Here is a 21,675-nt window from a genome sequence, read left to right on the forward strand (position 1 = left end):
CTATATGAGGGGAAAATCATACTTCTGTAAAGTATGTATTATTGCCGGCTTCCTGTTAATGCCTTCATTGACGGGTAACAGGCCTCTTCATGCCCAGCAGCCGCAACCTCCCTGCAGGGAATGTATTACTATCGCCGCCGGTAACAGAAGCCTTTCTGATATCATGGCTGAAATAGCGAAACAGAGCCATCTTAATTTCCACTACGATAAAACAGCTATTGATCTCAATAAAAAGATCTCCCTGCACTGTAAAGACCTCCCCATCAGGGAAGTACTTGACAAACTCTCCATCCGTACAGGACTTTCCTTCCTGATAAAAGAAGATAAGATCATTGTATGGGCTTCTGCAATGGAAGATGCAGGCAGTGACCTGAGTACAGACGGCGGTGACAACCTGCTTCAGATAACCGGCCGTGTACAGGACATCCGGGGCCGACCGCTACCCGGCTCCACCATCCTTGTAAAAGGTACACACAAAGGCGTGAATACCGATGATGAAGGCTATTACAGTATCCAGATAACACCGGTAGATATACTCATCTTCCGCTCTGTAGGTTTCCTCAATAAAGAGATCATTCCGGGAGAACAGCGCTCCCTGGATGTAACATTGACAGAAAGCGTTTTAGGACTGAATGAACAGGTAGTAACAGCATTAGGCATCCCCAAGAGCAACAAAGAACTCCCCTACTCTACCGGCCAACTGGTCAACGACGATATCTCAACTGTAAAAGATGCCAATGTGATCAACAGCCTTTCGGGCAAAATAGCCGGGGTAATGATCAACAGGAGCGCTTCAGGCATAGGCGGATCTGCCAGAGTGATACTACGTGGGAATAAATCCACACGCGAAAACCAGCCGCTCTACATTATTGACGGGGTGCCTATGGCAAACTTCACGCCTTCGCAACCTACTGACATATGGGGCCAGTCGTCCGGCATTGTAGGTACTGCCGGCAGGGATGGTGGCGATGGTATCTCCAATATCAATCCAGATGACATTGAAAGCATCAGTGTACTGAAAAGCGCCTCCTCGGCGGCTTTATATGGCAGTCAGGCCGCCAATGGCGTAATCATGATCACGACTAAAAAAGGTAATGCCGGCAAAGGGCGTATCAATGTAGCCTCTGACCTGATGGTAGATGCCCCCATGTTGCTGCCGAAACTGCAGTTCCGCTATGGACAAACCATCCGGCCTTATAAGGATGACAAAGACAAACTGCAGCCCGGTTCCCCAGACAGCTGGGGCGATAAGGTACAGGCACGCGACCATATTCGGGATTTCTTCCGTACCGGCCTGACCTCCACCAATGGCATTTCCTACAGTGGCGGAGCAGAGAACACACAATACTATCTCTCGTATGCCAATACCATGAGCAGGGGTGTCTTACCTGCCAATCATTTCCAGCGGCACACCTTCAATACCCGTATCACCAGCAATATGCTGAAAAAGAAACTGGCTGTTGACGCCAATATTTCTTACGTGATACAGGATGTACTGAACCGTCCCAGCTCCGGCCTATACTATAATGCCCTGACAGGATTATATAATATGCCGCGGGGGCTGGATTTCAATACCTACAAACAGTTTGAATATAATGACGCTTCCAGCAACCTGTCATTACAGAACTGGTGGAACATCCACAGAGACCGCGACTGGACAGGACTAGACGATCAGCAGAATCCTTACTGGGTGCAATACCGTGACCAGCGCAGGGAAGGAAGATACAGAGGTATGGCCTCGCTTTCCCTGAAATACCGGCTGGCCAGCTGGTTATGGCTGCAGACAAGGGGTAACATCGATAAAAGTTATGACCGGTATGAGATGTCTGCCCATGCAGGCACGCAACAGGTATTAAGTCCGCCGAATGGCCGCTTTACACGGGAAGTGGAAACCAATACACAATTATATGCAGATATGATGCTGACCGCCAGCAAACAGTTGTGTCCTCAGATAAAGCTGCAGGCCATGCTGGGCGTCAGCATCACCGATGTAAAAGCACACGACAGAACGCTGACCAGTACGAATCCTACTGCTGCAGACGGACTGACAGTGCCCAATTTATTTGCCGTATATAATATCTCTCCCAAAGCACTGGACGGGCAGAAGAGCATCGACAAAAAACAGCTACAGGCGTTTTTCGGCAGCGCACAGCTGAACTGGAAACAACGCGTGTTCCTTGACCTGACGGGCCGTAATGACTGGTCCAGCACGTTTGCCTTTACACCGATCAAAGACAAGGGATATTTCTATTATTCCGCCGGTATCAGCTCTGTACTGAGTGAATGGTTCAATTTACCGGCAGCAATCAGTTTTGCGAAGATCCGTGTGTCATATGCGAAAGCCGGTAATGACATTGCACCTTATGCTTCCAGGCCGGCCCGTTTCCTTATTATGACCACGGCAGGCGTTACCCGTATTAATTTTAATACACGGGCGCCTTATCCCGGCATCTACCTGAAACCGGAGGATAATCGTTCCCTGGAAACGGGCGCCGAGTTCCGCTTTCTGAAAGACCGTATTGGCATTGACGTGACCTGGTACAAGAACAACAACTATCAGCAGTACATGGAAGTACGCGCCCCTTCCGGCTCCGGGTACCTGTATTATTACCTGAACCTGGGTAATATTCAGAACAAAGGCTGGGAGGCGACACTGAACATTGTACCCATACAGGAAAAACAATGGAGGTGGAACACTAATTTTAATCTGACGATCAATAGTAATAAAGTAGTAAAGCTTAGCAACAACAGCATACCTGGCGCCGGGCCGGACAACTATTACGTACTCACCGACTTTCTGACCAATATGTATGGGTCTTTTATCAAGGAAGGCGGCTCCTGGGGAGATATTTATACCAATAAGGAATTATACAGGAATAACAAAGGACAGCTTGTTATTGATAACCAGGGCAATCTGATGACGCGAAACGTACTAAAGAAAGTAGGTAATCCCAATCCACGTTTTATGTTAGGCTGGAATAACTCCATCACGTACAAAAATTACGCACTCAGTTTCCTGATAGACGGTCGTTTCGGCGGTAAGGTCATGAGTGTAACCAACTCTGTGCTGGACAGCTACGGTGTTAGCGAGGCCAGCGCCAGCGCCAGGGATGCAGGAGGCGTGACAATCAATGCTGTATATGAAGATGGAACCCCGCTTACAGGCACATACGATGAACGTAAGTATTTTGCCACCATCGGCAGCAGGGCCGGCATCGGAGAAATGTATATGTACGATGCAACAAGTATCCGGCTCAGGGAAATATCACTTACCTGTAAATTACCGTTAAAGAGCAAATGGATCAACATGATGCAGGTCGGGCTGATTGGCAGGAACCTCTGCTTTTTCAAACTGGATGCACCATTTGATCCCGAAGTATCCATGAGCAGCGGTAATGGATTACAGGGAATAGACGTATTCGGCGTATCGGCTTTAAGAAGCATTGGCGCTAATATTAAACTCGTCTTGTAAAAAGAGCTTATGAATAATGAATAAAGGAAGATCAGTAATTAACGTAATCATTGTTTTACTCTCGGGATTGACTCTTCCGGTTGCCTGTACCCGCAACTTCGAAAGCATCAACACCAATCCCTACGATCTGTATGATGATGACCTGCAGGGCAACTTCAAGCTGATCGGCGATCCCCTGGTACAAGCCATGCTGAACATCTATGTCAGCAATGACGTATCGGTCACACAGCTGCAGCAGAACCTGATGGGCGACGTGTTTTCCGGTTATATGATGACGCCCAGCCCTTTCCAGGACAATCGTAATAATATTACCTACGACCTCCTGGATAACTGGAATGACGATGCATGGCTGACTGCTTATGGCAATGTCATGCCCAATTGCAGGTTCGTTATGGACAAATGCAGGGGAAAATATCCAGACTTCTACTCCTGGGCGCAGATTATCAGGGTACTGGCGATGCATAGGATAAGTGATATTTATGGCCCCATTATTTATACACGCTATGCCATTATCAATGCCGACCGGAGTATTGATTATGACTCACAGGAAGCAGCTTACAATGCCTTTTTCAATGATCTCGATTCAGCTATTACCACGCTAAGCAATTATGTGCCAACGGCTCCGTCTGACAGGTTTAAGAACTTTGATCCTTCGTATAACGGTGATTATATAAAATGGATAAAACTAGCCAATACCTTACGCTTACGCCTGGCATTACGTATATCTAATGTGTCTCCTGCAAAAGCGAGAAAAGAAGCAGAAGCCGCATTAAACCAGGAATATGGCCTCATCAGCAGCCCGGAAGAAAATTTTACGATCAATATTGCTCCGCTTACACATCCGCTGAATGTCATCTGTAATTCATGGAATGATATCAGGATGGGTGCTTCCATGGAATCCTTCCTTTGTGGTTATCATGATCCCCGTATAGCCAGTTACTTTATTCCGGCAGATGACAGAAATGATATTTATCGTGGTATCAGAAACGGTATTACCATCACCAGTAAAGATGCCTATTCCGGTTTTTCAAAACTGGCTTTGCAGCCATCACGTATTCAGCTGTGTACAGCGGCAGAAGCATGGTTTCTCAAGGCAGAAGCTGCACTTTATTCATGGAAAGGCGCCGGCGATGCAGCAGATAATTATAAAAAAGGGATCTATACTTCCTTTAAACAATACAATCTTACATCCGCGTACAGTAATTATATAAGTGACGATACGTCCAGACCAAAACCATATAGTGACCCCAATAATGCTGTGAACAATATTCCTTCCGGTAGTCCTTATCTGAGCAAGTGTACTATTAAATGGGTACATAATGCACCGGTATATGAAAAGCTGGAACGCATTGTTACACAGAAATGGATTGCCATGTTCCCCGACGGGCAGGAAGCCTGGTCTGAATTCCGCAGAACCGGTTACCCGAAACTGTTCCCCGTAGTAGTCAATAACAGTGGCGGAAAGATACCTTCTTCCACATTCATCCGCCGCATTCCCTTTATTCAATTCGAATATGCCACCAATCTGGCTGGTGTACAAAGAGCAGTCGCAACCCTGAAAGGGGAAGATAATGGCGGGACAAGATTATGGTGGGACAAGCCATAAATTTTTTTTTGTGGTACATGGTACCATTCTATTTTCCGCACGACACCTTTTTATGCGCCCATGGTACTTGTTGAGACACAAAGGGACACACGGCTGCGTAACACGTATTGAACATGTAAGTATTAATATCAACTAAAACAAATCGCAACATTTCACGTGCGTGGAAAACGCACCGGTATGCATTGTTATGCCGTTTATCAACCAAAGGGAATAAGTATCACACAGACATAGTATAGATGGCTTCTGAGAAAGATTGCAATGGATGCATCCGCACCCAGCTGCCCTTGCTATGTCACTATGGGTTTAAACTATTCTAATCATCCAAAAGGAGTATCTATGACAAGTAAATTACGCTTTAACAAAGCATGCATTACTGCCGGAGTAATGCTCGGTCTTATGCTTGCAGACAGCACGCAGATGGCCTTTGCTGCTCCTATGCCTTTATCCAGTATGAGGCAGCAGAAGCAGATCAGGGGAGTCGTTAGGGACAAGAGCGGCAATCCCATTCCTGGTGTTAACGTATTGGTCAAAAACAGCAATGTAGGTACGACCACAGGCACAGATGGCAAGTTTGTTATTAATGTTAAATCCCCATCAGACATTCTGGTATTCAGATTCATTGGTTTCCTCACCCAGGAAGTGGCAGCAGGAGATCAGTCATCCATCGATGTAACCCTTCAGGACGATGTAGCTAATATCAATGAAGTAGTGGTAACGGCACTGGGCATACGTAAAGAAGCGCGTAGCAATGGTTATGCTGTATCAAAAGTACAGGGTGCAGACATGACCAAAGCCAGGGAGATCAGTGTGGCCAATGCCCTGGAAGGCCGTGTGGCCGGTGTGAACAGTACACCTCCATCTACAGGTCCTGGTGGCTCTTCCCGCGTAACTATCAGGGGTAACTCTTCCCTGAGCGGCTCCAATCAGCCATTGTATGTTGTGAACGGTATTCCCATGAACAATGCTAATCTCGGGTCTGCCAATAAATGGGGTGGTGCCGACCTTGGCGATGGTATCTCCAGCATTAACCCGGATGATATTGAAGATATGACCATCCTTAAAGGTGCGGCAGCTTCCGCCCTGTATGGGCAACGCGGCGTAAACGGTGTGATCATCATCACCACCAAATCAGGTAAGGCCGGACAGATAAAGGTAGAACTGAACAGCAACGTTACTATTGATAAAGTAAATAATTTCCTGGACTTCCAGGAAGTATATGGACAAGGTCTTAAAGGTGCGAAACCTACTTCGGTAGATGCTGCAATGAACAGCGGCCTGTCGAGCTGGGGCAGTAAACTGGATGGATCTCCTACTATCATGTTCGATGGTGTATCCCGCCCTTATTCCAAACAGGGTGATCACATCAAGGACTTTTATAAAACAGGATCCACTTTCAGCAACACGCTGGCAATAGCGGGTGGTAGTGATAAAACAACTTACCGCGTTGCACTGGGCGATCTGCGTAGCAATGGTATATATCCTAATGCAGAGTACATCCGCAACAACGTAAATATTGATCTCAATTATAAATTGTCAGACAAATTCAGCGGGCAGACAAACGTTATCTACGCGAAGGAAGTGGCCAACAACCGTTCCAACCTGAGTGATGCTCCCGGTAACGGCAACTATGGCATTGCCTTTCTGCCTGCCAACGTAGCTGCCGCAACCCTGGCCCCGGGCTATGATGCACAGATGAATGAAATAAGGTACAGCGTTGATAAGTTCAGTACGAACCCATACTTCGCTGCCAACCGCTTTATAAGCAACACAAAGAAAGATCGTGTACTGGGTGTAACAAGCCTGCGTTATGCTCCTTTGCCATGGTTGTTTATCCAGGCGCGCGTAGCAAATGACTACTTTGGCTTCAACGCTACTTCCATCACACCTACCGGCACTGCCTACCTTGAAAATGGTCGCCTGGACATGGAACGTAACCGCCAGTTCAATGAAACGAACGTAGACGCATTACTGGGCATCAACAGGGAAATCGCCAGCAAGTTAAACCTAAGCTTTACTGCCGGCGCCAACCTGCTGAAGAAAAAAGACAAGGTGAACGATGTAACTGCTTCCAACTTCGCATTCCCGTTCGTTTACAATCCTAAAACAGCGGCTACCAAAGACAGTAAAATCACAGAGTATAATAAAGAAGTGCAATCTGTCTATGGCTCATTAGAACTATCCTGGAACAGTTTGTTGTACCTTACCATAACTGACCGTAATGACTGGAGCAGCACACTACCCAAGCAGAACAACTCCTACAACTATCCTTCTGTGAGCGGTTCTTATGTATTCTCAGAAACATTCAAAACCAACTGGCTGAGCTTCGGTAAGATCAGGGCTGGATATGCCGAAGTAGGCGGTGATGCCGAAGAGTATAAAACTGCTCTTTACTACAACACCCTGGGAAGCAGCGTCAACGGTGTACCAATAGGCGATATAGACAACAAGATCCCTAACAAGGCACTGAAACCATTGAAGGTAACAGAACTGGAGATCGGTACTGAACTGAAACTGTTCAACAACCGTGTATTCGGTGACTTCAGCTGGTACAACAAACAGGCATCCAATGATATCGTAACAGCTACAGTATCTGCAGGATCCGGTTATAACAGTGCATTGGTGAATGTGGGTAAACTGGAGAACAAAGGTGTAGAACTGATGATAGGCGGTACACCTGTGAAAACGGCTAAGTTCGGATGGACCACTACTTTCAACTTTGCGCATAACAAGAACAAAGTGATTGCACTGGCAGAAGGACAAAACTCCATGCTGGTGGAAGGTGGTGAGTCACGTACAGAAGATGGTTACATCAATCACGTGATAGGGCTGCCTTACTCACAGATCATGGTGTACGACTTCAAACGCAATGCCAAAGGAGAGCTGGTCGTGAATGCATCAGGCGTACCACAACGTACAGATGCGCTGATTGCACAGGGTACTGGCGTAGCGCCGTATACCGGTGGATGGAGCAACGACATCTCTTACGGAAGATTCCACCTGAACTTCCTCATCGATTTCAAAGCAGGAGGAAAGATCTATTCAGGTACCAATGCCAATGCATACGCCTATGGCCTGCATAAAGAAACACTGCCAGGACGTGAAGGTGGTGTAGTAGTAAAAGGCGTATCAGAAACGGGTGAAGCGAAAACCACTACTGTTGTCGCGGATGATTATTACAAGGCACTATCTGACATCTCTATACTGTATGTCTACAAATCAGATTTCATCAAGTTCCGCTCGCTGAGCCTGACTTATGATTTCACCAAAAAAGCATTGGGTAACAAGCTGAATGGTATCAGCGTGTCACTGGTAGGACGTAACCTTTTCTACTTCAAGAGATCTACGCCCAACATTGATCCTGAATCCAACTACAGCAACAGCAATGCGCAGGGGTTGGAGTATGCAGGTCTGCCTACTACCCGTTCCTTCGGTGTGAACCTGAATGTTAAATTCTAAAAAACGGTATCATGAAATCTCTTCATAAATTATTACTCGTACTATGCCTGCCTGCCATGTTACTGATGCCGGCATGTACAAAGGACTTCGAAGATCTGAACATAGACAGGAACCAATCCGGCGAATCCAGTGGCGTTCCTGAATACAACTTCACCCGTGCCATCCTGGAATACACCGGCAACAGTGACTTCAGCTACGACACATGGCGTGTGAACATCATCTACTGTTCTATGATGATGCAACAACTATCCAACGCGACCTGGTATGCAGGTGATAAATACATCCAGAATGACGGATGGGCCAGCGCTTATTTTGAACGCGCCTATCCCGATCAGATCAAGTACATCACCGATGTGATAAGGATAACCAAAGACAACGCATACCTGTCTAACCAATATAATATCGCCCGTATCGCCAAAGTAATGATCTTCCACCGCCTGACAGACATTTACGGAGACGTTCCTTATTCTGAAGCAGGCAAGGGTTACAGCGACCGCAACTTTACTCCAAAGTATGATGCACAGCAAGAGATCTACATGGATATGCTGAAAGAACTGGATGAAGCAGCGAAGGCGCTGGATGCTACCAAGGTTATTCCCGGACAGGGAGACCTGATCTATAACAAGGGTGGTGCTGTCCCCCCTGCGCGGGTAGTGGCCAACTGGAAGAAGCTGGCGTATTCCCTGATGCTGCGTTTAGGTATGCGTTTGTCAAAAAGGGATGATGCAGTTGCTAAAACCTGGGTAGAAAAAGCATATGCCGGCGGTCTGATCTCATCCAATGAAGAAAATGCTTTTATTGTACATGATGCATCTGGCGGCAGAACTACAGCGAACAGAGTGAGCAACATCCTTTCCGGTGAATGGAATGCCATCAATACCCCCTGTGAGGCCTCCATCAGCAAAACTTTCATGGATTTCCTGAAGGACAACAAGGATCCACGCCTGCAATACATTGCCGTGGTACCTGCCAGCAACAGCGAAGTACCTGCAGATCAACTGGGTATGCCAAATGGTTATGATACCAATGATGGCGCTACAGATATCAGCAAAGCGCCTGGTTATCCCGGCGATAAGAAAAAATATTCTGTTCTGAATAAAAACGTATTACTGAAGCTCAACGGACCTACTTTCCTGGTAACCTATGCACAGGTGGAACTCCTGCTGGCAGAAGCAGCCAAAAGAGGGTGGAGCGTTGGCGCTGATGCCGCCACTCACTATAACACTGGCGTGAAAGCTGCAATGGAACAACTCGCACAATACAGCGCTACTGCTTCGATCAGTGGCGCTGAAGTGCAGACCTATCTCACAGCTCACCCATATACTGATGCTGACGGTTACAATCAGATCAATACACAATATTGGGCAGCCTGTGTGCTGGACTGGTATGAAGCATGGGCCAACTGGCGCAGAAGCGGTTATCCGCAGCTGACACCGGTGAACTATGTTGGAAATGCCACCGGTGGGAAGATACCGCGCAGAATGCTGTATCCTTCCTCAGAGCTTGCCTCTAACCCGACACACTACCAGGAAGCCATTACAAGACAAGGCACTAATGCTTTGACCACCCCTGTATGGTGGGACAAGCAGTAACAATTCTCGTATAGCCATCTATACCGCTATAAAAAAAGCAGCAATAACAAGCCGGACCTGTCCAGGTCCGGCTTTTGCATTTAAGACCACTGCGACTGCGATGTTTCTACACCCGGCAGCTCATATCTTTATCATGTAAACTCAATTTATACTGACCCCATACCACAATGCCTTACCGATGATGTCCACAACATTTTCAGCGATATAACACGATATATTTTATAAACCCCAAAATCAAACAAGGCATGTCAAGCAGACTGTTACCGGCAGGTTTAATCCTCGCCACCATTTTCCTCCATGCATGCGGGGAAAGTAAGAAAAAGACGCCCGCACAGAATGCGGCCAGCGCAGCAACTGTCAACACAGCATTTGAACGCACCCCTCCTATTGCCACCAGCATTAAAGTGAGAGCACTTAAAGAAGCAGTAAATGGCAACAACGTCCTGCTTACCGCCACCTTTCCGCGTGACGTGATCAGGGACAACACTCATTCCATTGTTGTAAACGACGAAACACTTACCCTCCGGGATGATGGGAATGAAGGCGATGAGAAAGCAGATGATGGCATCTTTTCTATCGCTATCAACGAAAATCTCGATGCGCTCAAAGAAGACCTTATCGCTATCCAGAATGCCAACCTGGATAAGCTGAACAAACAGGAGCACCTGTTCAGATGGAGCGGCAGGTCTGCTACAGTAATCGACAACCAGGTGAGAGAAAGCAATGTCAGGAACCTGGACTTCGAGAAAGGCGCCGATATCAATCCGGACCTGTTCAAGCTGATCCCTGATCGGGAGTTAAGAACACGCTCCCTGATGATCACCGACCTTGGAGTGATTGAAGACCCGGACCGAACTTTTAACCCTTGTACGAAGAAAGGCAATCCTAAAGGTGTCTGGACCTTCGGCTACCTGATCACCCAAATGGCCAATACCCCTTCCTCCGGTATCAGTGTAAATACGTTCATTCAGTCCTGGCTGGAAAAATGGATGGCAGCGCAAACCATCAATGCAGATAATGTACCTGCCCGTACCAACATCTTCAACACGGTGATCCTCCCCTGGTTGCAAAAAAGTAATCCGGGCGCCGTCATTAATACCGGCAACTGGAAAACATTCAATTTCGATCCCTCCCTGGCTCCTTTCCGCCTGCTGGCGATAGTCAACCGCCTTGACTTGCGTGGGAACAGCGGTTATAAGATCAGTAACGCAGGAGAAGGCCGTTTTGTATTCGGTGTGTTAAATACCAGTTGCGTCCCCTTGCGGTTTACCACCATCCTGGAATATGGTATTCCCAAGCGCAGCTGTAAGGAACTCCACGATTTTGCGCAGCAATGGTGGGACCTGAAGGCACTGGTACCTGGTACGGCTGCTTATAATGACGCTTTACAGAAGATTACAGACCAGTTTACCGCCGCGGGGACCAGTCCTTCCAAACCTAACGGAAGCAGCTTAAATCAGCTCAGAACGAACGAAATTGCGTTAAGCAGTCCCTGGGAGCTGAGAGAGTTTGTAATCAGTAAAAAAGGTGTGTTTGATGAAGTGACTGTCAAACAGGAACCTGCATTGAAATTCAACAGGTTATCCGGAGCTACAGCCGCCAATCAACAAATACTGGCAAAATACGCCAATGACAGTACGGCTGAAATCCTGGCACAAACCTACCAGGTGCCTGAAATTGAGGCTGCTTCTGGTGTGAATTTTCTGGGAGGCAAGGCCCACACAATCACTACCGGTCATTTCTGGGATGCCGATGCAGCAGCAGGACCAGCCCACATCAACAACGACACGGTACGTCACATCCTCTCTGTGAATACCTGCAGCGGTTGTCACGGCGGAGAAGCAAGGACTTCGATCGGTAACCTCATTAATGATCCTGTTGGCGTTTCCCATGATCCTTTCCTGCAGATAGCGCCGAAACCTTTTGGTACCAAACCAACGCTGGCCGCTTTCCTGACCGGCGATCCCTCACAACTGGATGGCTTATTCAGGGTTACTGATCCAGCCGGCAGACCAACGGGATCCCCTATTCAATGGACCTTTAATGACCTTGCCAGAAGGGCTGACGACCTGCAGTTACTGTTAAAAACAGAATGCGGGAAGTCGAGACTGGCGGGAATAGTGAGGGCGCTGTCATTTAGACCGTTGAACTTCACTCACTAAGTTCAGGTGGCATCTTACAAGACTTATTTCTCCTACCTAAAGGCTCTATACGCCGGCATTACACCAGTATTTGTATAGCGTTGGCTATACAATAGCGCCTGTAAAGCTATTGTAGAGAGCCTGTAGGCAGGGGAAATGTGCGCGGAAGCACCGGATTCAGAGGCTTTTAGTATGCCTGCGGATGGGTAAATTGCTACCAGGATGCTATGATGCAATTTTAACATCATAGAATTTCACCCGGCCATCCAAGAGCGTATTTTCGCTAAAAGACTATCGTATGGCTACTGTATACCCGTATTACACATGGAGATAAGGTGGAGTTGAGGTGGACTTAAGTTGGACTTAAAGCGAGCCTAATCGGGAGAAAATAATATTAAAAAGGGGAGTACCAGCAAAGATACTCCCTTTTTTAAAACTAATACTCAATTATTTCCCAAAAAACCTGTTGAAATAAAACAACTGATACATAATGGAATTACTCCAGTAATCCCAGTTATGCGCGCCGGGACGTTCAATATAATCATGAGAAATACCTAGTTCCAGTAAACGCTGATGTAACTGCCGGTTAACATCTATGAAAAAATCCTTCACCCCACAGTCGATGATCAATGCAAGTGAATCGTTTTTTAAATGAGATAACTGGTTCACTACTACATTCTGATCCCAATTATCAGCATGATCTTTATACGTTCCCAGTCTGAGCGCCAGATCCCAGTTATTAGGGAAAGGCCGGAAATCCACTCCCCCACTCATACTACCCGCAGCGCCAAAAGTATCCTGGTGACGGATGGCCAGATATAAGGCTCCATGTCCGCCCATACTTAACCCTGTAATAGCGCGGTACTGGCGCGCGGCTTTTGTGTGGTAATGCTGATCTATCCACGCAGGGATCTCCTTACCTACATATGTTTCAAAACGCATGGAGCTGTCCACAGGGCTGTCGAAATACCAGCTGCTGTAAGCACCATCCGGAAATACCAGTATCTCCTGATATGCATCCGCCATGGCAGCAACGGCAGGGATCTTCTTAATATAGTCCGCATAGTTCCCGCTATGACCATGAAGTATATATACCACGGGATAACGCTGTTCCCTATTCTTATAACTGTCGGGCGTTATTACTACACACTTAATACTCCTGTGCATAGCATTACTGAAAATGGCGATTGTGTCCACGCTGGCGGCCTTTGTAGTCAAAAATCCGCTTAATACTAACAGCGTTCCTATCAGATACTTCATAACCAGAAATTTGCTTTAAAATAATCCGTTTCGGTTATGCCTGCAAATTATTAGTTGTAATATGATTTGTTTTGATTACTTTTGATATCATAATGATATCAAAACAACATTACTTATGGAAAAGATCATCAAGCCCGTATCGGGCTACCTTGCCATTGTTCTGGCCCTAATCAATTTGCCCTTATCCATCATCTTTTTCGTCCTGATGGGACAGACCGGCAATGCCGGCTTTTTCGTTCTTGCCGCATTAGCTTTCCTTGCCTTTATCTTTCTCGTGAAAGGTATATTGATCGTAAACCCCAATCACTCCCGTGTACTCACCTTCTTTGGTAAATACATTGGTACTGTGAAGGAAAATGGACTGATGTGGGTAAACCCGCTGTACAAGACAGTACACCTGTCTTTAAGGGCGCATAACCTCAACGGACAGCAGTTAAAAGTAAATGACAAGCTGGGTAACCCTATCGAAATTGCCGCCGTTATTGTATGGAGGGTGAGTGATACTTACAAGGCATCTTTCGAAGTGGACAACTATCTGCAATATGTGAACATACAGAGTGAAGCGGCTGTACGCCACCTGGCAGTAAGCTATCCTTACGACAGGATGGAAGAAGAAGGTGCAGAACCGGACATCACCCTGCGCGATGGCGGTGATAAGGTAAATGAGATGCTGGAAAAAGAGTTGAATGAACGTCTCGGCCCTGCCGGTATCGTTGTACTGGAAGCACGTATCAGTCACCTGGCTTACGCCCCTGAAATTGCAGGCGCAATGTTACAACGCCAGCAGGCAACTGCTATCGTTGCAGCCCGTACCAAAATCGTGGAAGGCGCTGTAGGTATGGTAGAACTGGCACTGGACAGGTTATCAAAGAAAGAAATAGTAGTACTCGACGAAGAACGTAAAGCAGCCATGGTATCAAACCTGCTGGTAGTGCTTTGCGGAGAATCAAAAGTATCGCCTGTTGTCAATACCGGCACACTACATCAATAATCAGTAAATACGGGGTATGGCGGATAAGAAATCATTCGTATTAAGGGTTGACGGCGAGACTTATGAAGCACTTGAAAAATGGGCTGCGGATGAGTTCAGGAGCATCAACGGTCAGCTGGAGTGGATCATACACCGCGCCCTTAAAGAAGCTGGAAGAACACCCAAAAAGGGAACTCCGGATAAAGAGAAGCCCGGAAAAAAACAATAAAAAAATGCCGCGAAGATCTTCGCGGCATTTTTTTATTTATGATGCTTATTATTTCTTCGCTTTCTGCATCGGGTTACCACCAGTAGATGCACCACGTACACTCTGTGACTGACGGAACAATTCGAAACGGGAAGGAGCTGCTACACGAGGCCAGCTGTTGTTGGACTCATCGATATCAGCAGTTTCACGCTGAGGATCCAGCTTGATGGCCACTACTTCTTTATCCTTTGCGAAAACCTTGGATACATTGTTTTCGTTCTTACGCCAGATATACGCAGAGATACGGTCAGTTTCCTTAGTACCATCTGCATATGTCCATTCAATGATCAGCGGCATTACCAGACCACCCACGTTAGAGAAAGATACTTCATAGAAGTTCTTTTTGCTCTCATACAGACGCTTCTCTTCAGGAGAAAGTCCTGCAGAGAAAGTTTCATATGCAGCCTTATCTTCAGGAGTTACTTCAAAGCGGTTCCATTTCACGTAGAAGTCCTGCAGGCTTGTATCCTGGTCTACTGCAAATTGCATACCGGCAGCCTTGTTGCGTGCACGGGAAATGTGGTCAGCAGCGCGGTCATATTTTGCTTTTGCTTCAGCTTTGCTGATCTGCGGATCTTTTGTATCCAGGCGGAACCATTTTACGCTATCCAGGGAAATATCAACTGGTTCGATACCATAGAACCAGCCACGCCAGAACCAATCCAGGTCTACTGCAGAAGCATCTTCCATGGTACGGAAGAAGTCAGCAGGCGTTGGATGTTTGAATGCCCATCTGCGTGCATACTCACGGAAAGCGAAATCGAACAGTTCTCTGCCCATTACGGTCTCACGCAGGATGTTCAGTGCAGTAGCAGGTTTTGCGTAAGCGTTTGGTCCAAACTGCACGATGTTTTCAGAATTCACCATGATAGGTTCCAGCTGATCTTTCGGCATCTTCATGTAGTCAGTGATCTTGTAGGCTGGTCCGCGGTTGGAAGGGAAGTTGTTGTCCCACTCCTGTTCTGTCAGGAACTGGCAGAAAGTGTTCAGACCTTCATCCATCCATGTCCACTGACGCTCGTCAGAGTTCACGATCATCGGGAAGAAGTTGTGTCCTACTTCGTGAATGATCACACCGATCATACCATTTTTGGTAGTCTCGGAGTAAGTACCGTCTTTCTCAGCACGGCCATAGTTAAAGCAGATCATCGGATATTCCATACCGTTTGCAGCTTCTACTGAGATAGCTACTGGATAAGGGTAAGGAATAGTGTGTTTGGAATATGTCTTAACGGTATGCGCTACCACTTTGGTAGAGTAGCGATTGTATAGCGGATAAGCCTCCGGACCGTAGTAAGACATTGCCATTACTTTCTTGCCTTCTACATTGGTAGCCATCGCATCCCATACGAGGCGGCGGGAAGATACCAGGGCGAAGTCACGCACGTTCTGTGCTTCATATACCCATGTCTTACGACCGGTAGCATGTCCTGCCAGTGCTTTCTGCGCCTCGTCCAGTGTTACTACTTCCACAGGCTGTTTTGCAGTCTGTGCCTGTTGCCAGCGCTGGAACTGTGCAGATGTCAGTACATCCTTGTAGTTCTGACATTCACCGGTAGCACCTACCACGTGATCAGCAGGTACGTTCATGCTTACTTTGAAATTACCAAAGGTCAGCGCAAACTCGCCACGACCGGTGAATTGCTTGTTCTGCCATCCCTGGAAGTCAGAATATACCGCCAGGCGTGGATACCACTGGGTAATTGTATAGAGGTAGTTCTTGTCGTCAGGAAAATATTCATAACCACCACGGCCACCCTGTACCATACGGTCAGAGATGTTGTACCACCATTCTACCTTGAAGCGGAGCTTCTGGCCCGGCTGCAGTGTCTGTGGCAGGTCAATACGCAACATGGTCTGGTTGATGGTGTAAGATAAAGTCTTGCCGCTTTCGTCGGTCAGCTTCACGATGTTCACACCAAATTTCTTACTACCCGGATTACCCAGTATGCCGTTTACAGTACGCATACTCATCTTCTCAGACATCGTGCTGCCATCAAAGCTGTTGTTGTCGCTTTTCAGGTCATGCTCATTTTCGTCCAGTTGCAACCAGATGTAGGTCAGCGGGTCGGGCGAGTTGTTGTAATACGTAACAGTTTCCGCACCTGTGAGCTTCTGCTGCTCATCGTCCAGCGTAGCGGTAATGTCGTAATCTGCCCGTTGCTGCCAGTATTTTGGTCCGGGCGCCCCGGAAGCAGAGCGGTATTCATTAGGATCTGTCAGCATAGTACCCAGCTGCTCAAAGCGGTTACCATGATTAGAGCCTGGATTCTGCGCCTGTGCCAGTGCCGTCATAAAGCATAGGGCCAGTGCTAGTTTGAAGGATTTCTTTCTCATAAACAAGTCTATATTACAAAGGTCAGCAGCTTGGTTGTTACTGCTTACTTAACCATTAATTCCTGATACCGCTCAGCGGCCATCATAAAAGCAACCCCAAAAATGGCGGATGAAAGGAACAAATTCCAGTCCCTGCGTTTCACACGCCGGATATTTACGACAATAGCTGCCAGTAAAAGCACGCCTGTGACAATCAGGACCTGGCCAAATTCCAATCCCAGATTAAAGGCCAGCAGGGGTCGAACAATGTTTGTCTGTGTTCCAAGTAAACTTTTCAGGTAACCGGAAAAACCCATTCCATGGATCAATCCGAAAAACCCTGCAAAAAAGTAGTTGATCTGTAATTTGCCCGGAACAGTTTGCTTCCTTATTACATTTGAAAAAGCTGTGATGGCTATTGTCACCGGTATAAGGAACTCTATTACGCTGCTTTTTATATACACTACGTTCGTTACGCTCAATGCAAGTGTAATGGAATGGCCTATTGTAAAAGCAGTCACCAGCACCAGTACTTTTCTCCAGTCTTCCAGCAGGTAAACAGCACATAAGGCAGCAATAAATAATATATGATCCATACCGCCCCAATCCACAATATGCTGCCATCCCATCTGAAAATACATCACAAACTCGTTCATTACCCTATATTTGTTGCCAGTTTCAGTAATTATACAAAGGTCATCTTAAAATTTAAAATTTTTTAGGCAAGTGGGGGTATTATTATTTAAATGGTTGGTGACGGCATTGACGGTATTACATCCTTTCTATGTAAGCGTCACCGAAATAACGCACGATAAGTCCAAAAATGAGTTGCAGGTAAGTTGTCGCATCTTCGCAGATGACCTGGAAAATGCCATTAAAAAGCAGTATAAAGCTCCTATGGACATTGTACATCCTGCCAACAGGGCTATTACAGACAGCCTGATAGCAGGCTACCTGGCCAAACACCTGTTCGTGACCACCGACGGCAAACCCGTACGCCTGCAATATCTTGGCTATAAGATAGAAGAAGAGGCAGCCTGGTGCTTCCTGGCTGCTGAAAAGATACCTGCCTTCAAACGGGCGCATGTCAGGAATAACATCCTGTATGATGAGCATCCTAACCAGATCAATATGATCCATGTGATCCAGAACGCAGTGCGCAAAAGCACTAAACTGGATAATCCCAAAGCGGATGCTGATTTTGCCTTCTGATACTGCTATCGCCTGTCAATGAATTTGATAGGCTTCCTGCTGCCTTCCGGGAACTGCATCTTCATGATGTCTGCCTGGGAAACATAGCGTACCTGAGGAATCACTCTCAGTTTTGCCTGCAGGTAAGAACGGATCTTACGGTCAATGTCCTCCGTTTCCGCTACCGGCCAGAGATGCAGCAGTATATCGTCCGTGCCTATTTCATTGGAGAATACTTCCACCACAAACTCCCGTACTTCCTCCATATCATTCAGCAGGTCAAAAAGCGCAGGTGGGTATAGGGTAGTGCCTTTGTACTTGATCATCTGTTTGCGCCTGCCTATCACCGGCGATAGACGCATGGTATGCCTGCCACAGGAACAAGGCTCGTCATAATAACGGCAGATATCCCCGGTTTTATAACGCAACAGCGGCATGCCTTCCACTCCCAGGGTAGTGATAGTCACCTCCCCGTCTTCACCAGGACCAACGGGCTGGTTGTTATCATCCAGCAGCTCTATGTACAGCAGTTCCGGGTGATGATGTCCTCCCTGCCCTGCCTTACACTCGGTAAAGGCTGTCTGCATTTCTGTAGAAGCATAGGTGGAATACAGCTTGATATTCCATTGCTCCGTGATCTTCTTGCCCAGTACATTCAGGGAGAAGTCTACGTTCCGGATATTCTCTCCGATACATACTGCACTCTTTACGGAAGAGTCGTTGATATCGATATTATGCTCTTTTGCAAAAGCGATCAGCTTCACAATAAAGGAAGGTACCGCTACAATAGTAGTGGGCTGTATGCGCTGGATATTCTCCCATTGCAGGGAAGGTACGCCAGGCCCAATACGCAGCACGCCTGCTCCCAGCTTGCGGATACCGTTGTAATAGGCCATACCTGCCATGAACTGCCGGTCCAGCGTCAGCATCAGCTGGTAAATGTCATTTTCAGTACCATCCGCACAGCAGAAGGAAATGTATTCATTATAGCTGAGACGCTCCTGGTCTTTCTGTGTCAACGCAATAATAACGGGACGACCCAGGGTGCCTGAGGTAGTTGTATATTCAGCGATCTTGCTTTTATCCACACATAAAAAGTCCCAGTTCTGCTCTTGCAGATGTTCCTTCGTAACAGGCGGGATCAGCCACAGATCGTTCAATGATTTAACAGTAGAAGGCTGTATACCATGGTCTGCGAACCATTGCCGGTAAAAAGGCGAAAACTCACGCAGGTAGCCCAGCAGGTGAAGTACTTCTTTTTCCTGGAATTGTCTGATAGTTTTTTTTGACTGCAGTTCAATGTTGGGTATATACATGGTACTCAGTTTTCAGATCTCTATTACCACCATGGCAATAGCTGTTGCTTTTACATGGGATAAGGAAACCAGTATCTGTTTAATCTGTAATTCACTATAGCAGGACACTGCATTACCGGTCAGCTGTAACAGGGGTTTTCCTGTTTCGTCATTCCTGATCTCAATCTCGTTGAAGTTGATCTTTCCGTGCCCCCAGCCTGTGCCCATTGCTTTCAGGAAGGCTTCCTTCGCGGCAAAGCGGGCTGCATAGTGCTGAGCAGGGCTAGCCTGTCCCTCACAATAGGCTATTTCACGCGGTGTAAATATCATGTCCCGGAATCCGTTTCCTTTTTCCATCTTGGCCGCAACGCGGGCTACTTCGATGATGTCAGTACCGATCCCGTATATCATGTTAATTACTTTTAGCACATTTTTCCAATTGCCTGCGGATATGATCTTCCTCTCCTTTCGTTGCTATTACTTTGGTCAATGCTGTTTTATAATAACCTTCTGCTGCTTTATACTGTTTATGCTTAAACTCATAATCTCCCGCCAGCACATAAGCATGATAATATTCCGGATTAAGACGGATGAGTTGTTTTACATCTACTTCCTTACCGTCCATGATATCAGCCTTCATAGCCCTGAAAGCTACGAAAGATTTATAGTCCTCCGTTTGCAGGAAAGGATCTGCTGCAATGGTCTGTGTGCTGTCATAGATCTCATGATCATACTGTAGCCCTTTCATATTAAACACGGAATCGAGGTTGTAAGCAACAAATTTACCCAGCTGCCAAGGTGCTGTTGATACCCATACCATCTTCTTCTTTGGTTCAAATACTACGGCATGGTGCGCGATCAACTGGTTAATAGCTCTTTCATTTCCCATCCCGATATTCTCTCCATGTAGTCCATAGCGATCGCGCAGTATGTCGACCGTTTTCTGCACTGTATTAGGGCCATGCTGCTGCAGTAATTCCGACAGACGGTTGAAACGGTAACCGGAAGCAGTTTCATCTCTTTGTTTGATATTCTTCTCTTCTTTACCCAGCGTGGCGCCCTGGAAGTGATTGGTACAGGTGATGAATTGCTCTTTCGGGTCGTATATATCCATCTTCTCAGGCGTCTTCTCTATGATAGCCGCACGGTTATCTTCTGCGGAACCTACCAGGAAAGATTCTGATACGAACATCTTATGTTTGTTGGCGATGGTCCAGGCCTCATTAATATTCTTCGCATACTGGAGTATTTCCCTCGCTACCAGCGACACTGGCGTGGCAGAACCGGTAGGAATATCACTTTTATCTGCATTGATGGTAACCGTCAGTCCTTTCTCATTCATACCTGAAGCCACTCCCGTAAAACCTGCCCAGGTCACCATCATAAAGCGGTAACCCTTTTCAGGACGATAGAATGCTACTATTTTATCTTCCGAAAATTTATCTCCTACATAAAAGTCAAAGTTACGGCCTATTATCAGGCTACTATCGGCAGATGCGCCATTCCAGGTACCGAAAGAAGTACAGGCCACCAGCGCCATATTCTGCAGGGCGTGCCCTATATCGTGCGCAGCATGATAGTTGAGGATACGTTCATAGTTGGTGCCGATGAAGTCGTATCTGTCAGATGCGGAAAAAGAGATTCCGTATATCTCTTCTTTATTTTCTTCAGCAATATTATGTGCAAGATTCCTGTTGAAGAACCCTACAAAGTAGCGGAGGAATTTCAGGTAGGTCTGCGAAGGGATCATTTTTTTGATCTGGTCTGTAAAATGATCTTCCTGTCGCTGTACCAGCTCTGCTGTCAGTTTACCTTCCACTACACCTCTTTCGAAGGGTTTTCCTTCCACATACAGTTCATACAAACCACTCTCGCTTTTACGGAACCAGCTGTTACCCAGGGTATAACTGGTGCTGTCCAGCGGCTTACGCTGCCATTGAAGGGATTGTTTGTCTGCAATTTCAGGCGGGTCTATATGCGATACACTGACTACATAAATGACCAATATGATCAGTAGTAATACAATCGTGCCCGTTACATACAACAGCGCCTTGCCCAGTCTACGCCATCCACTCCGTTTCGTTCCCTTTTTCAATGACATCTCTCTT

At 46.8% G+C, this 21,675-nt stretch carries 14 protein-coding genes; 8 read left to right on the forward strand and 6 right to left on the reverse strand.

Going from position 1 to position 21,675, the window contains the following annotated elements:
* Window positions 1–4 precede the first annotated feature (4 nt).
* From F3I09_RS26070 to F3I09_RS26090, 5 genes are all read left to right on the forward strand, one after another.
* Window positions 5–3,472, forward strand: coding sequence for a SusC/RagA family TonB-linked outer membrane protein (locus tag F3I09_RS26070; RefSeq protein WP_149697991.1), 3,468 nt, complete (start codon window positions 5–7; stop codon window positions 3,470–3,472).
* Between the two features lie 16 nt (window positions 3,473–3,488).
* Window positions 3,489–5,078 (forward strand): SusD/RagB family nutrient-binding outer membrane lipoprotein, encoded by a 1,590-nt coding sequence (locus F3I09_RS26075; RefSeq protein WP_149697992.1) that lies wholly within the window; start codon window positions 3,489–3,491, stop codon window positions 5,076–5,078.
* A gap of 336 nt (window positions 5,079–5,414) precedes the next feature.
* Window positions 5,415–8,534, forward strand: coding sequence for a SusC/RagA family TonB-linked outer membrane protein (locus F3I09_RS26080; protein ID WP_188133963.1), 3,120 nt, complete (start codon window positions 5,415–5,417; stop codon window positions 8,532–8,534).
* An 11-nt stretch (window positions 8,535–8,545) separates the two neighbouring features.
* Window positions 8,546–10,126 carry a SusD/RagB family nutrient-binding outer membrane lipoprotein gene (locus tag F3I09_RS26085; RefSeq protein WP_149697994.1) on the forward strand — a complete coding sequence of 527 codons (1,581 nt, stop codon included), beginning with the start codon at window positions 8,546–8,548 and terminating at the stop codon, window positions 10,124–10,126.
* Window positions 10,127–10,371: 245 nt separating this feature from the next.
* Window positions 10,372–12,288, forward strand: coding sequence for a choice-of-anchor X domain-containing protein (locus tag F3I09_RS26090; RefSeq protein ID WP_149697995.1), 1,917 nt, complete (start codon window positions 10,372–10,374; stop codon window positions 12,286–12,288).
* A 426-nt stretch (window positions 12,289–12,714) separates the two neighbouring features.
* On the opposite strand, the gene F3I09_RS26095 is transcribed toward F3I09_RS26090, so the two are convergent.
* On the reverse strand, window positions 12,715–13,527 hold the full coding sequence (locus F3I09_RS26095) for an alpha/beta hydrolase family protein (protein ID WP_149697996.1): 813 nt from the start codon (window positions 13,525–13,527) through the stop codon (window positions 12,715–12,717).
* Window positions 13,528–13,642: 115 nt separating this feature from the next.
* Between F3I09_RS26095 and F3I09_RS26100 the strand changes: the two genes are divergently transcribed.
* On the forward strand, window positions 13,643–14,518 hold the full coding sequence (locus F3I09_RS26100) for an SPFH domain-containing protein (protein ID WP_149697997.1): 876 nt from the start codon (window positions 13,643–13,645) through the stop codon (window positions 14,516–14,518).
* 16 nt (window positions 14,519–14,534) lie between these two features.
* Window positions 14,535–14,726, forward strand: coding sequence for a hypothetical protein (locus tag F3I09_RS26105; RefSeq protein WP_149697998.1), 192 nt, complete (start codon window positions 14,535–14,537; stop codon window positions 14,724–14,726).
* Between the two features lie 48 nt (window positions 14,727–14,774).
* Here the strand turns inward: F3I09_RS26105 and F3I09_RS26110 are convergent, their stop codons facing one another.
* Complete coding sequence (locus tag F3I09_RS26110; RefSeq protein WP_149697999.1) at window positions 14,775–17,102, reverse strand: M1 family metallopeptidase; 2,328 nt, start codon at window positions 17,100–17,102, stop codon at window positions 14,775–14,777.
* A 44-nt stretch (window positions 17,103–17,146) separates the two neighbouring features.
* On the reverse strand, window positions 17,147–17,737 hold the full coding sequence (locus tag F3I09_RS26115; RefSeq protein WP_188133964.1) for a HupE/UreJ family protein: 591 nt from the start codon (window positions 17,735–17,737) through the stop codon (window positions 17,147–17,149).
* A gap of 70 nt (window positions 17,738–17,807) precedes the next feature.
* Here F3I09_RS26115 and F3I09_RS26120 point away from each other — a divergent pair, with 70 nt between their 5' ends.
* A complete protein-coding gene (locus F3I09_RS26120) occupies window positions 17,808–18,293 on the forward strand; it encodes a DUF6702 family protein (protein WP_149698000.1) in 486 nt (161 codons plus the stop codon).
* Window positions 18,294–18,298: 5 nt separating this feature from the next.
* On the opposite strand, the gene F3I09_RS26125 is transcribed toward F3I09_RS26120, so the two are convergent.
* Genes F3I09_RS26125 through F3I09_RS26135 form a run of 3 tightly spaced genes read right to left on the reverse strand, consistent with a single transcriptional unit; the run spans window position 18,299 to window position 21,668 of the window.
* Entirely contained in the window at window positions 18,299–19,588 is a 1,290-nt protein-coding gene (locus tag F3I09_RS26125) for a phenylacetate--CoA ligase family protein (RefSeq protein WP_149698001.1), read from the reverse strand.
* Window positions 19,589–19,600: 12 nt separating this feature from the next.
* Window positions 19,601–19,978, reverse strand: coding sequence for a holo-ACP synthase (gene acpS, locus F3I09_RS26130; protein ID WP_149698002.1), 378 nt, complete (start codon window positions 19,976–19,978; stop codon window positions 19,601–19,603).
* Between the two features lies 1 nt (window position 19,979).
* On the reverse strand, window positions 19,980–21,668 hold the full coding sequence (locus F3I09_RS26135; protein WP_149698003.1) for a C45 family peptidase: 1,689 nt from the start codon (window positions 21,666–21,668) through the stop codon (window positions 19,980–19,982).
* Window positions 21,669–21,675: the final 7 nt, after the last annotated feature.

This window comes from Chitinophaga sp. CF418 (genome assembly GCF_900142925.1).
Classification (GTDB): Bacteria; Bacteroidota; Bacteroidia; order Chitinophagales; family Chitinophagaceae; genus Chitinophaga.